The sequence below is a fragment of the Actinopolymorpha sp. NPDC004070 genome (assembly GCF_040610475.1).
In the GTDB taxonomy this organism is placed as follows: domain Bacteria; phylum Actinomycetota; class Actinomycetes; order Propionibacteriales; family Actinopolymorphaceae; genus Actinopolymorpha.
The window spans coordinates 336363-349711 of record NZ_JBEXMJ010000001.1 but is presented as its reverse complement, the minus strand read 5'-3'; the positions used below and the strand labels follow the sequence as shown (position 1 = coordinate 349711).

Below are 13349 nucleotides of genomic sequence, written 5' to 3'. Positions count from 1 at the left end.
TCAGAGCTTGATCTCGATGTCGACGCCGGCAGGAAGGTCGAGTCGCATCAGCGAGTCGACCGTCTTCGGCGTGGGGTCGATGATGTCGATGAGCCGCTTGTGCGTCCGCATCTCGAAGTGCTCGCGACTGTCCTTGTGCTTGTGCGGCGAGCGGATGACGCAGAAGACGTTCTTCTCGGTGGGCAGCGGCACCGGGCCGGCGATCTTCGCGCCAGTCCTGGTCACCGTGTCGACGATCTTGCGCGCCGATGTGTCGATGACCTGGTGGTCGTAGGCCTTGAGCCTGATGCGGATCTTCTGTCCCGCCATGGCTGTTTCGCGTCCTTCTCTCGTACGCCGGGAGCCGTTCGCCCCCGAGATGCCTGTTCCGGCTTCGCTCCGGTTGGCCGCGGCCCGATGCTGCGCCGCCAGGCTCCCGGGTGGAGCCCCGCGGCCCGCGCTGGCTGTCTGTCCTCCGACCCCCGCGGTCGGGTGTGTCGCACACCCTGCCCGCATGGATCCCATGGAGGCGATCCGCTGTGGGGAATCTCGAAGGCTCGGACCCGCCGAGCGCGAACATTGCCCTGCGACTTCCACGTCACCTCGATCGGACTCCGATCGAGGCGCCAGGCGCACCCTCGAGGGGCGAGACCTCCGTGTCGGCAGTGTCCGGGGAGAGAACCCCACCAGAACACGCCACGGCGGCCAGCCGTAGGCAACTGCAGCAGTATGCCAGAGTCCCCGGTTTGTTGACCAATCGGGGCCTCACAGCAAGCGGGGTGGGCCGCTGGGGAGCGGTCCACCCCGCTTGCTGGTGGTGTTACTTGATGATCTTGGTGACCTGACCCGCACCAACGGTGCGGCCACCCTCACGGATGGCGAAGCGAAGCTGCTCCTCCATCGCGATGGGCTGGATCAGCTCGACCCGCATCTCGGTGTTGTCGCCCGGCATGACCATCTCGGTCCCCTCCGGAAGGTGGACGACACCCGTGACGTCCGTGGTCCGGAAGTAGAACTGCGGGCGGTAGTTGTTGAAGAAGGGCTTGTGACGGCCACCCTCCTCCTTCGAGAGCACGTAGACCTGGGCCTCGAACTCCGTGTGCGGGGTGGTGCTGCCCGGCTTGGTGATGACCATGCCGCGCTCGACGTCCTCACGCTTGATACCGCGCAGGAGCAGACCGACGTTCTCGCCGGCGCGCGCCTCGTCGAGGATCTTGCGGAACATCTCGACCGCGGTCACCGTGGTCTTGGGGGCGTTGCCCGGACGGATACCGACGAGCTCGACCTCCTCGTTGACCTTGAGGACACCGCGCTCGACCCGGCCGGTGACGACCGTGCCGCGACCGGTGATGGTGAAGACGTCCTCCACCGGCATCAGGAACGGACGGTCGATCTCACGCTGGGGCTCCGGCACCGACTCGTCGACGGCCGCCATGAGCTCCATGATCTTGTCGGCCCACTCCGGGTCGCCCTCGAGCGCCTTCAGCGCCGAGACCCGCACCACGGGAGCGTCGTCGCCGGGGAACTCCTGCGACGAGAGGAGCTCGCGAACCTCGAGCTCGACGAGCTCCAGGATCTCCTCGTCCTCCACCATGTCGGCCTTGTTCAGGGCGACCACGATGTAGGGAACACCGACCTGACGGGCGAGCAGCACGTGCTCACGCGTCTGCGGCATCGGGCCGTCGGTCGCCGCGACCACCAGGATCGCGCCGTCCATCTGCGCCGCACCGGTGATCATGTTCTTGATGTAGTCGGCGTGACCAGGGCAGTCGACGTGAGCGTAGTGCCGCTTCTCCGTCTGGTACTCGACGTGGGCAATCGTGATCGTGATGCCACGCTGCTTCTCTTCCGGCGCCTTGTCGATCTGGTCGAAGGCGTAGAAGGGATTGACGTCCGGCATCTTCTCGTGCAGCACCTTGGTGATCGCCGCGGTGAGAGTCGTCTTGCCGTGGTCGATGTGCCCAATGGTGCCGATGTTGACGTGCGGCTTAGTGCGCTCGAACTTCGCCTTCGCCACTTCGGGCTCCTCCTGGTTTCTTACTATCTACGCCGTTCGGACTAGGCGCGGAACTATACGGACTGATGGCGTGGGCGGGTTACTCGCCCCGTACCTTCTTCACAATCTCTTCCGCCACGGTCCTGGGAACCTCGGCGTAGGAGTGGAACTCCATGTGGGGCACGGCACGACCCTGGGTCTTGCTTCGCAGGTCGCCAACGTACCCGAAGGTCTCCGACAGCGGAACAAGCGCCGTGATGACCCGGTTGCCGGCGAACTCGTCCATCTTCTGGACATGCCCGCGGCGGCTGTTGATGTCACCGATCACCTCACCGAGATAGTCGTCCGGTGTGGTGACCTCGACCTTGAAGATCGGCTCGAGCAAGGTGGGCTTGGCGCGACGCGCCGCCTCCTTGAATGCCATCGAGCCGGCGATCTTGAAGGCGAGTTCGGAGGAGTCGACGTCGTGGTAGGCGCCGTCCTGCAGGGTGACCTTGATGTCGACCATCGGGTATCCGGCGAGCACGCCGAACTCCATGGCCTCCTGGATGCCCTCGTCGACCGCGGGGATGTACTCCCGCGGGATCCGGCCACCGCTGACCGCGTTGACGAACTCGTAGCCGCCGTCGCCTTCGCCACCGGTGGGCTCGAGGTCGATGATCACCCGGCCGAACTGCCCCGAGCCACCCGTCTGCTTCTTGTGGGTGTACTCAACCTTTTCGACCTTGTTGCGGATCGTCTCGCGGTAGGCCACCTGCGGCTTGCCGACGTTGGCCTCGACGCGGAACTCTCGCTTCATCCGGTCGACCAGGATGTCCAGGTGCAGCTCGCCCATTCCGGAGATGATCGTCTGACCGGTCTCCTGGTCGGTGCGGACCTGGAAGGTCGGGTCCTCCTCGGCCAGCCGCTGGATGGCGCCCGACAGCTTCTCCTGGTCGCTCTTGGTCTTCGGCTCGATCGCGACCGAGATCACCGGAGCCGGGAAGTTCATCGACTCCAGGATGATCGGCGCCTCCGGGCCACAGAGCGTCTCACCGGTGGTGGTCTGCTTCAGACCCATCACCGCGACGATCTGGCCGGCGGACGCCTTCTCGATCTCCTCACGCTTGTTGGCGTGCATGCGGTAGATCTTGCCGATCCGCTCCTTGCGGTCCTTGGTGCTGTTCAGCACCTGGGTGCCGGCGGTGAGCGTGCCGGAGTAGATGCGCAGGTAGGTCAGCTTGCCGAGGTGCGGGTCGCTCATGATCTTGAACGCCAGCGCGGCCAGCGGGCCGTCCTCGTCGGGCTCGCGCTCGATGATCTCGGACTCGTCGCGGAGCGAGTGCCCCTGGACGGCGCCCACGTCGAGCGGCGACGGGAGGTAGTCGATCACGGCGTCGAGCAGGGGCTGCACGCCCTTGTTCTTGAACGCCGTGCCGCAGAGCACCGGAGTGATCTTGTCGGCGATGGTCGCGCGCCGGATCGCCGCCTTGAGCTGCGGCACCGTGGGCTCCTCGCCCTCGAGGTAGAGCTCCATGATCTCGTCGTCGGCCTCGGCGACGGTCTCGATCAGGCGGTCGCGCCAGGTGGCTGCGGCCTCCTGGTGGGACGCCGGGATCTCCTCGATCGCGTAGTCCTCGCCCTTCTGCGTCTCTCCGCGCCAGGTGAGGGCCCGCTGCTCCACGAGGTCGATGACCCCGATGAAGTCGGCCTCGGCACCCAGCGGGAGCTGCAGCACGGCGGGGACGGCGTTGAGCCGGGTCACGATCATGTCGACGCAGCGGTGGAACTCCGCGCCCACGCGGTCGAGCTTGTTGACGAAGCACATCCGCGGGACCTTGTACCGGTCCGCCTGGCGCCACACCGTCTCCGACTGTGGCTCGACGCCCGCGACGCCGTCGAACACCGCGACCGCACCGTCGAGCACCCGGAGGTTGCGCTCCACCTCGACGGTGAAGTCGACGTGGCCCGGGGTGTCGATGATCGTGATCGTGTTGTCTTTCCAGTGACAGGTCGTCGCGGCGGACGTGATCGTGATGCCGCGCTCCTGCTCCTGCTCCATCCAGTCCATGACGGCAGCGCCCTCGTGGACTTCACCGATCTTGTACGTGATGCCGGTGTAGAACAGGATCCGTTCGGTGGTGGTGGTCTTGCCCGCGTCGATGTGGGCCATGATTCCGATGTTGCGGACCTTGGCCAGATCAACGGTGCGAAGGTTGGTCGCCATCAGGCAGTCGGTTCTCTCGGGTCTCGGCAGTTCAGTCGGCAGATGGGAGCAGATGCGGCCGGTGTCGGCGCGTCCTGCCCGTAGCAGGCGCCTGGTCTACCAGCGGTAGTGCGCGAACGCCTTGTTGGACTCCGCCATCTTGTGGGTGTCCTCGCGACGCTTGACGCTCGCGCCGAGCCCGTTGGAGGCGTCCAGGATCTCGTTCATCAGGCGCTCGGACATGGCCTTCTCGCGGCGGGACTGGGAGTAGCTCACCAGCCAGCGCAGGGCCAGCGTCGTCGAGCGACCGGGGCGGACCTCGATGGGCACCTGGTAGGTGGCACCACCGACACGACGGCTCTTCACCTCGAGCGACGGCTTCACGTTGTCGAGCGCACGCTTGAGGGTGATCACCGGGTCGGTGCCGGTCTTCTCGCGGCAACCCTCGAGCGCGGTGTAGACGATGCGCTGCGCGAGCTGCTTCTTGCCGCTCCGGAGGATCTTGTTGATCAGCTGACTCACCAGCGGCGACGCGTAGACCGGGTCGACGATCGGCTGACGCTTCGGAGCCGGACCCTTGCGCGGCATTAGCTCTTCTCCTTCTTGGCGCCGTAGAGGCTGCGGGCCTGCTTGCGACCCTTCACACCCTGGGTGTCGAGGGAGCCGCGGACGATCTTGTAACGCACACCGGGGAGGTCCGCCACCCGGCCACCGCGCACGAGCACCATCGAGTGCTCCTGGAGGTTGTGGCCGACGCCGGGGATGTAGGCCGTGACCTCGATCTGGCTGGTCAGCCGCACACGGGCGACCTTGCGCAGAGCGGAGTTGGGCTTACGAGGGGTGGTGGTGTAGACGCGCATGCACACGCCACGCCGCTGGGGCGAACCCTTGAGCGCCGGCGTCTTGTTCTTGGACACCTTGTCCTTGCGGCCCTTGCGGACCAACTGCTGGATCGTGGGCACCGCGTCGTTCCCTCTTCTGCTCGGTGGACTGTCTCTCCGGTGTGACTGTCTTCGCGGCGGCGGCGTCTCACTGGGCTCACCGCGCGACCCCCGCGGTCGGGTGTGTCGCCACGGGGCCCAGTCGCCGAGATTGCCTCGAACGACGGATCTGAAGACCTCACGCACGCCCTCAAGGGCACACATGAATGCCCAGCTACAGCCAGGCACGACGTCGAACATTACCCGCATGGCCCTCGAAGGTCAAAACGGATCGTTCCCGGCCCCGTCGCACACCCTACACACCAGGGGAATGCTACGCGTCTCCCGGCGCGCCGGGCCGACCGGCCCCTCCGCACCGGCCCGGCGGGCCGACTGGAAGCGGGGTCTGCCCGAACCGGCCGGGACTCCGACGGCCGAGCTGCCGGGTAACCCGTCGCGGGCGGTCGCCCGGCCCGTCGCCGAGCCGGACGCCGCCCGCGGCGTCGTAGTGGATGGTTCTGCTGCTGTGCATTCGGGCCGAAGCCGACCAACAGGTCGGTCCGACACAGACCTCACCGATCCCCCGATCCACCCGGCCCGGCCATGACGGCCGGGCCGGACGGATCGAACGGGTCAGCTGGTGTAGCCGCCGAAGTCGAAGTCCTCCAGGCGGACCGCTTCGCCGGAGCCCGCGCCGAACGAGTAGTCGGCGTCGTAGCCCTCGTAGCCCACCATGGAGTACATCGCGGCCTTCGCCTCCTCGGTCGGCTCCACCCGGATGTTGCGGTAACGGTCCATGCCGGTACCAGCCGGGATGAGCTTTCCGATGATGACGTTCTCCTTCAAACCCCGCAGCGAGTCGCTCTTGCCGTTGATCGCGGCCTCCGTGAGGACCTTGGTGGTCTCCTGGAAGGACGCGGCCGACAGCCACGAGTCGGTCGCCAGCGACGCCTTGGTGATACCCATGAGCACCGGACGACCGGAGGCCGGCGTGCCGCCTTCGGCGACGACGCGACGGTTCTCCTCCTCGAACCGGATCCGCTCGGCCAGCTCGCCGGGAAGGAGTTCGGAGTCGCCCGACTCGATCACGGTGACCCGCCGCAGCATCTGCCGGACGATCGTCTCGATGTGCTTGTCGTGGATTGCCACACCCTGCGAGCGGTAGACCTCCTGGACCTCGTCCACGAGGTGCTGCTGGACGGCGCGCATACCCAGGACGCGGAGCACGTCCTGCGGGTCGGGCGTACCGTGCGTGAGCTGCTGACCCACCTCGACGTGGGTGCCTTCCTCGACGAGCAGGCGGGACCGCTTGGAGACGGGGTAGGCCGTCTCCTCGCTGCCGTCGTCGGGGATGACCACGATCTTGCGGCTCTTCTCGGAGTCCTCGATCCGAACCCGGCCGGAGGCCTCCGAGATGGGCGCCTTCCCCTTGGGCTGGCGCGCCTCGAACAACTCGACCACACGCGGCAGACCGTGCGTGATGTCCTCACCCGCGACACCGCCGGTGTGGAACGTACGCATGGTCAGCTGGGTACCCGGCTCACCGATCGACTGGGCAGCGATGATGCCGACCGCCTCGCCGATGTCGACGAGCTTGCCGCTGGCCAGCGACCGGCCGTAGCAGGCCGCACAGGCACCGACCCGCGAGTCGCAGGTGAGCACGCTGCGCACCCGCAGCTGCTCGACACCGGCCTGGACCAGCCGCTCGATCACCTGGTCGCCGAGGTCGGTACCGGCCGGAGCCGCGACCTGGCCGTCGGCACCGGTCGCGTCCTCGGCCAGCACTCGGGCGTAGACCGAGGTCTCGACGTTGTCGTCCTTGCGGAGGGTCCCGTCGGGCTGGCGGGTGGCGATCCGCTTGATCAGGCCGCGCTCGCTGCCGCAGTCGTCCTCGCGGACGATCACGTCCTGGCTCACGTCGACCAGCCGCCGGGTGAGGTAACCCGAGTCCGCAGTCCGTAGCGCCGTGTCGGCCAGACCCTTGCGGGCCCCGTGCGTGGCGATGAAGAACTCGACCACGGACAGGCCTTCGCGGTAGTTGGACTTGATCGGGCGCGGGATGATCTCGCCCTTGGGGTTGGCCACCAGACCACGCATCGCCGCGATCTGCCGGACCTGCATCATGTTTCCGCGGGCGCCGGAGTGCACCATCATGTAGATGGGGTTGATCTTGTCGAACCCCTCCTCCATCTCGCGGTGCACCTCGTTGGTGGCCTGGGTCCAGATCTCGATGAGCTCCTGGCGACGCTCGTCGTCGGTGATCAGGCCGCGCTCGAACTGCTTCTGGACCCGGGCGTCCTTCTCCTCGTAGCCCGCGAGGATCTCCGGCTTGCGCGCCGGCGTGATGACGTCCCCGATGGAGATCGTCACGCCGGAACGGGTCGCCCAGCGGAACCCGACGTCCTTCAGGCCGTCCAGGCAGGCCGCCACCTGGACCTTGGGGTAGCGCTCCGCGAGGTCGTTGACGATCACGCCGAGCTGCTTCTTGCCGACCTCGTAGTCGACGTACGGGTAGTCGGCGGGCAGCACCTCGTTGAACAGCGCCAGGCCGAGCGTGGTGTCGAGGATGATCGGCTGACCGGGCTCCCAGCCCTCGGGCAGGGTCGCACCGGCCGGCGGAACGATGTCCTTGAGCCGGATCTTGATCCTGCTCTGGATCTGGATCTCGCCCCGCTCGAACGCCATCATCGCCTCGGCCACCGAGCCGAACGCGCGTCCCTCACCGGGCATGTTGTCCCGTGCCATGGTGAGGAAGAAGATGCCGATGATCATGTCCTGCGTCGGCATCGTCACCGGCCGGCCGTCGGCCGGCTTGAGGATGTTGTTGGTCGAGAGCATCAGCACCCGGGCCTCGGCCTGGGCCTCGGCCGACAGCGGCAGGTGCACCGCCATCTGGTCACCGTCGAAGTCGGCGTTGAACGCCGTACACACGAGCGGGTGGATCTGGATGGCCTTGCCCTCGATCAGCTGCGGCTCGAACGCCTGGATGCCGAGACGGTGCAGCGTCGGCGCCCGGTTGAGCAGGACCGGGTGCTCGGCGATGACCTCCTCGAGCACGTCCCACACCACAGGGCGGGCACGCTCGACCATCCGCTTGGCGCTCTTGATGTTCTGGGCGTGGTTGAGGTCGACCAGCCGCTTCATCACGAACGGCTTGAAGAGCTCGATCGCCATGCCCTTGGGGAGGCCGCACTGGTGCAGCTTCAGCTGCGGGCCGACCACGATGACCGAGCGGCCGGAGTAGTCGACGCGCTTGCCGAGGAGGTTCTGGCGGAACCGGCCCTGCTTGCCCTTGAGCATGTCGGACAGCGACTTCAGCGGACGGTTGCCCGGCCCGGTGACCGGACGGCCGCGGCGGCCGTTGTCGAACAGCGCGTCGACGGCCTCCTGCAGCATCCGCTTCTCGTTGTTGACGATGATCTCGGGCGCGCCGAGGTCGAGCAGCCGCTTGAGGCGGTTGTTCCGGTTGATCACCCGGCGGTACAGGTCGTTCAGGTCGCTCGTCGCGAACCGGCCACCGTCGAGCTGCACCATCGGGCGCAGGTCCGGCGGAATGACCGGCACACAGTCGAGCACCATGCCCAGCGGGTTGTTGTTGGTGGTCAGGAACGCCGAGACGACCTTGAGCCGCTTCAGGGCCCGGGTCTTCTTCTGTCCCTTGCCGCTGCGGATGATCTCCCGCAGGTTGACGGCCTCGGCCTGGAGGTCGAACGACTCCAGGCGGTCCTTGATCGCCGCGGCACCCATGTTGCCGGAGAAGTACTTGCCGAACCGGGACCGCATCTCGCGGTAGAGGATCTCGTCGCCCTCGAGGTCTTGGACCTTGAGGTTCTTGAACCGGGTCCAGACCTCCTCGAGCCGGTCCAGCTCGCGCTGGTTGCGGTCGCGGATCTGGCGGATCTCGCGCTCGGCGGCCTCCTTGACCTTGCGGCGCGCGTCGGCCTTGGCGCCCTCGGCCTCGAGCTGGGCGAGGTCCTCTTCCAGCTTCTTCATCCGGGTCTCGACGTCGTTGTCGCGGCGCTGCTCGATCTGCTTGCGCTCGACGTCGATCCGCGCCTCCAGCGAGGGCAGGTCGCGGGACCGGGCCTCCTCGTCGACCCGGGTGATCATGTACGCCGCGAAGTAGATGACCTTCTCGAGGTCCTTCGGGGCAAGGTCGAGCAGGTAGCCGAGGCGGCTCGGCACGCCCTTGAAGTACCAGATGTGGGTGACCGGCGCGGCCAGCTCGATGTGGCCCATCCGCTCACGGCGCACCTTGGTGCGGGTGACCTCGACGCCGCAGCGCTCGCAGATGATGCCCTTGAAGCGGACACGCTTGTACTTACCGCAGTAGCACTCCCAGTCGCGGGTCGGCCCGAAGATCTTCTCGCAGAAGAGGCCGTCCTTCTCGGGCTTGAGCGTGCGGTAGTTGATGGTCTCCGGCTTCTTCACCTCTCCGTGTGACCACTGCCGGATGTCGTCGACCGTCGCAAGGCCGATTCGAAGCTCGTCGAAGAAGTTGACGTCGAGCACTGTGTTCTCGAACCCCTTAGTTGTTGAAGGCCTACTCAGATTCGGGGTGAGCGGGTGCGGCCCGAGTCACCGGACCGCACCCACACGTCACCTCAGACTTCCTCGACGCTGCTCGGCTCCTGCCGGGTCAGGTCGATTCCGAGTTCCTCCGCGGCGCGGAAGACGTCCTCCTCGCTGTCGCGCATCTCCACGGCCATGCCGTCGCTGGAGAGCACTTCGACGTTGAGGCAGAGCGCCTGCATTTCCTTGACGAGCACCTTGAACGACTCCGGGATACCCGGTTCAGGGATGTTCTCGCCCTTGACGACTGCTTCGTAGACCTTGACCCGGCCTGTCACGTCGTCGGACTTGATGGTGAGGAGCTCCTGCAGCGCGAACGCCGCGCCGTAGGCCTCCAGTGCCCAGACCTCCATCTCACCGAAGCGCTGACCACCGAACTGCGCCTTACCACCCAGCGGCTGCTGGGTGATCATGGAGTACGGGCCGGTCGACCGCGAGTGGATCTTGTCGTCGACCAGGTGGTTGAGCTTCAGCATGTAGATGTAGCCGACCGCCACCGGCTCCGGGAACGGCTCGCCGCTTCGGCCGTCCAGCAAGGGTGCCTTGCCGTCCGAGCCGACCATGCGAACCCCGTCCCGGTTGGGGAACGTCGAGGAGAGCAGGCCGGTGATCTCCTCCTCGCGGGCCCCGTCGAAGACCGGGGTCGCGACGTTGGTGCCCGGCTCCGCCGCGCCGGCACCGATGCCGGTGAGGCGGGTCTTCCACTCCTCGTCGTCGCCCTCGACCTGCCAGCCGGACTTCGCGACCCACCCGAGGTGGGTCTCGAGGACCTGGCCGACGTTCATCCGGCCCGGCACGCCGAGCGGGTTCAGGATGATGTCGACGGGGGTGCCGTCCTCGAGGAACGGCATGTCCTCCACGGGCAGGATCTTGGAGATCACGCCCTTGTTCCCGTGCCGGCCGGCAAGCTTGTCACCGTCCTGCACCTTGCGCTTCTGGGCCACGTCGACCCGGACCAGCTGGTTGACGCCCGGGGGCAGCTCGTCGCCTTCCTCGCGGTCGAAGACGCGGACACCGATGACCGTGCCGCTCTCGCCGTGCGGAACCTTCAGCGACGTGTCGCGGACCTCACGGGCCTTCTCACCGAAGATCGCCCGGAGCAGCCGCTCCTCCGGCGTCAGCTCGGTCTCGCCCTTGGGCGTGACCTTGCCGACGATGATGTCGCCGGGGACGACCTCGGCGCCGATCCGGATGATGCCCCGCTCGTCGAGGTCGGCCAGCATCTCCTCGGAGACGTTCGGGATGTCCCGGGTGATCTCCTCCGGCCCCAGCTTGGTGTCACGGGCGTCGACCTCGTGCCGATCGATGTGGATCGAGGTGAGGACGTCTTCCTGGACGATCCGCTGGGACAGGATGATCGCGTCCTCGTAGTTGTGGCCCTGCCACGACATGAACGCGACCAGAAGGTTGCGACCGAGCGCCATCTCGGCGTTGTCGGTGCACGGCCCGTCGGCGATCACCGAACCGACCTCCACCCGGTCGCCCTCGGCGACGAGCGGACGCTGGTTGATGTTGGTACCCGCGTTGGACCGGCGGAACTTCGCCAGCCGGTACGTCTGGTACGTACCGTCGTCGCACGCGACTTCCACGAAGTCGGCGCAGGCCTCGCGGACCACACCGGCCTTCTCGGCGGTCACGACGTCACCGGCGTCGACGGCGGCGCGGTATTCCATCCCGGTGCCGACGAGCGGCGACTCCGAACGGATCAGCGGCACCGCCTGGCGCTGCATGTTGGAACCCATCAGCGCGCGGTTGGCGTCGTCGTGCTCCAGGAACGGGATCATCGCCGTGGCGACCGACACCATCTGCCGGGGCGAGACGTCCATGTACTGGACCTCGGCGCGAGCGATCGCGTCGACCTCACCGTGCCGCTTGCGGACCAGCACGCGGTCCTCGGCGAAGGTGCCGTCGTCGTTCAGCACCGCGTTGGCCTGGGCGATGACGAAACGGTCCTCCTCGTCGGCGGTGAGGTACTCCACCTCGTCGGTGACCCGGCCGTCGACGACCTTGCGGTAGGGCGTCTCCACGAACCCGAACGGGTTGACCCGGCCGTAGGTGGCGAGCGAACCGATCAGACCGATGTTCGGTCCTTCCGGCGTCTCCACCGGGCACATCCGGCCGTAGTGGGAGTGGTGGACGTCGCGGACCTCCATGCCGGCCCGGTCACGGGACAGACCACCGGGGCCCAGCGCCGAGAAGCGACGCTTGTGCGTCAGCCCGGCGACGGGGTTGGTCTGGTCCATGAACTGGCTGGACTGGGAGGTGCCGAAGAACTCCTTCAGCGCCGCGACGACGGGGCGGATGTTGATCAGGGTCTGCGGCGTGATCGCCTCGACGTCCTGGGTCGTCATCCGCTCGCGGACCACCCGCTCCATCCGGGCCAGGCCGGTGCGGAGCTGGTTCTGGATCAGCTCGCCGACGGTGCGCACCCGGCGGTTGCCGAAGTGGTCGATGTCGTCGTCCTCGACGACGATCTGACCCTGCGGCGCGTCGAGCTCGGTCCGGCCCTCGTGCAGCGCGACGAGGTAGCGGATCGTGGCCACGATGTCGTCGATGGTCAGCACCGACTGGTCGTGCGGCAGCGTCAACCCGAGCTTCTTGTTGATCTTGTGCCGGCCGACCTTGGCGAGGTCGTACCGCTTCGGGTTGAAGTAGTAGTTCTCCAGCAGCGCCTGCGCCGCCTCCCGCGTGGGGGGCTCGCCGGGCCGCAGCTTGCGGTAGATGTCGAGCAGCGCGTCGTCCTGGCCGGAGGTGTGGTCCTTCTCCAGCGTGAGACGCATCGACTCGTAGTCGCCGAACTCCTCCAGGATCTGCGCGTCGGTCCAGCCGAGCGCCTTGAGGAGGACGGTGACGTTCTGCTTGCGCTTACGGTCGAGCCGGACACCAACGGTGTCGCGCTTGTCGACCTCGAACTCCAGCCAGGCACCCCGCGAGGGGATCATCTTGGCTGTGAAGACGTCCTTGTCGCTCGTCTTGTCGAGCGAGCGCTCGAAGTAGACGCCGGGCGAACGCACGAGCTGGCTGACCACGACACGCTCGGTGCCGTTGATCACGAACGTCCCCTTGTCGGTCATGAGCGGGAAGTCGCCCATGAAGACCGTCTGGGACTTGATCTCGCCGGTCTCGTTGTTCATGAACTCCGCGGTGACGAACAACGGGGCCGCGTAGGTGAAGTCGCGGTCCTTGCACTCGTCGACGGAGTTCTTCGGCGGCTCGAACCGGTGATCACGGAACGAGAGGGACATCGTTCCCGAGAAGTCCTCGATCGGGGAGATCTCCTCGAAGATCTCCTCCAGACCGGAACGGTCGGGAACGTCGTGACGGCCCTCCGAGAGGGCCTTCTCCGAGCGGGCCTGCCACCGCTCGTTGCCGACCAGGGTGTCGAAGCTCTCGACCTGCAACGCGAGCAGGTCGGGAACCTCGGCGGGCTCCTTGATCTTGGCGAACGAGACGCGATGTGGCGCGGCGACGCGATCGGAGGTGGATGTGCGGGCGGACGTGGTGGACGCAGTGGAACGCGAAGCGGCCAAGAGGGGTCCTTCCGAGGCTTGCGGACTCGTCTCTCACATGCCGGACCGACCTCAGGGTGAACCCAGGCACGGTCGGAAGGCAGGGCAAAGCGACAGTGTAGCCCGCTGGCGCACTGCTGTCTAGTACCTCGGATTACGCGGAGAATTTGCCACCGAAGCTCCATCGC

Annotated in this window: 7 protein-coding genes; all 7 read right to left on the bottom strand. The window is 66.9% G+C overall.

Translation table 11 applies throughout. The features are described 5' to 3' along the window. On the bottom strand, window positions 1–309 hold the full coding sequence (rpsJ, locus tag ABZV93_RS01570; RefSeq protein ID WP_020575534.1) for a 30S ribosomal protein S10: 309 nt from the start codon (window positions 307–309) through the stop codon (window positions 1–3). Window positions 310–799: 490 nt separating this feature from the next. After that, complete coding sequence (gene tuf / locus ABZV93_RS01565; protein WP_092653801.1) at window positions 800–1996, bottom strand: elongation factor Tu; 1197 nt, start codon at window positions 1994–1996, stop codon at window positions 800–802. A 79-nt stretch (window positions 1997–2075) separates the two neighbouring features. Beyond that, entirely contained in the window at window positions 2076–4181 is a 2106-nt protein-coding gene (fusA, locus tag ABZV93_RS01560; protein ID WP_354928579.1) for an elongation factor G, read from the bottom strand. Window positions 4182–4277: 96 nt separating this feature from the next. Beyond that, window positions 4278–4748: a 30S ribosomal protein S7 gene (gene rpsG / locus ABZV93_RS01555; RefSeq protein ID WP_354928576.1), complete on the bottom strand. Its 471-nt coding sequence runs from the start codon at window positions 4746–4748 to the stop codon at window positions 4278–4280. Beyond that, window positions 4748–5122, bottom strand: a complete 375-nt coding sequence (rpsL, locus tag ABZV93_RS01550) for a 30S ribosomal protein S12 (protein ID WP_092653795.1) — start codon at window positions 5120–5122, stop codon at window positions 4748–4750. The genes rpsG and rpsL overlap by 1 nt, the downstream gene beginning before the upstream one ends. 591 nt (window positions 5123–5713) lie before the next feature. Then, window positions 5714–9592 (bottom strand): DNA-directed RNA polymerase subunit beta', encoded by a 3879-nt coding sequence (locus tag ABZV93_RS01545; RefSeq protein ID WP_354928573.1) that lies wholly within the window; start codon window positions 9590–9592, stop codon window positions 5714–5716. Between the two features lie 92 nt (window positions 9593–9684). Continuing rightward, on the bottom strand, window positions 9685–13182 hold the full coding sequence (rpoB, locus tag ABZV93_RS01540; protein WP_354928570.1) for a DNA-directed RNA polymerase subunit beta: 3498 nt from the start codon (window positions 13180–13182) through the stop codon (window positions 9685–9687). Between the last annotated feature and the right edge of the window lie 167 nt (window positions 13183–13349).

What these genes read in the sequence shown, in the direction of transcription:
- rpsJ (WP_020575534.1), bottom strand. Translation starts at nt 309, where the DNA reads ATGGCGGGACAGAAGATCCGCATCAGGCTCAAGGCCTACGACCACCAG.
- fusA (WP_354928579.1), bottom strand. Translation starts at nt 4,181, where the DNA reads ATGGCGACCAACCTTCGCACCGTTGATCTGGCCAAGGTCCGCAACATC.
- rpsG (WP_354928576.1), bottom strand. Translation starts at nt 4,748, where the DNA reads ATGCCGCGCAAGGGTCCGGCTCCGAAGCGTCAGCCGATCGTCGACCCG.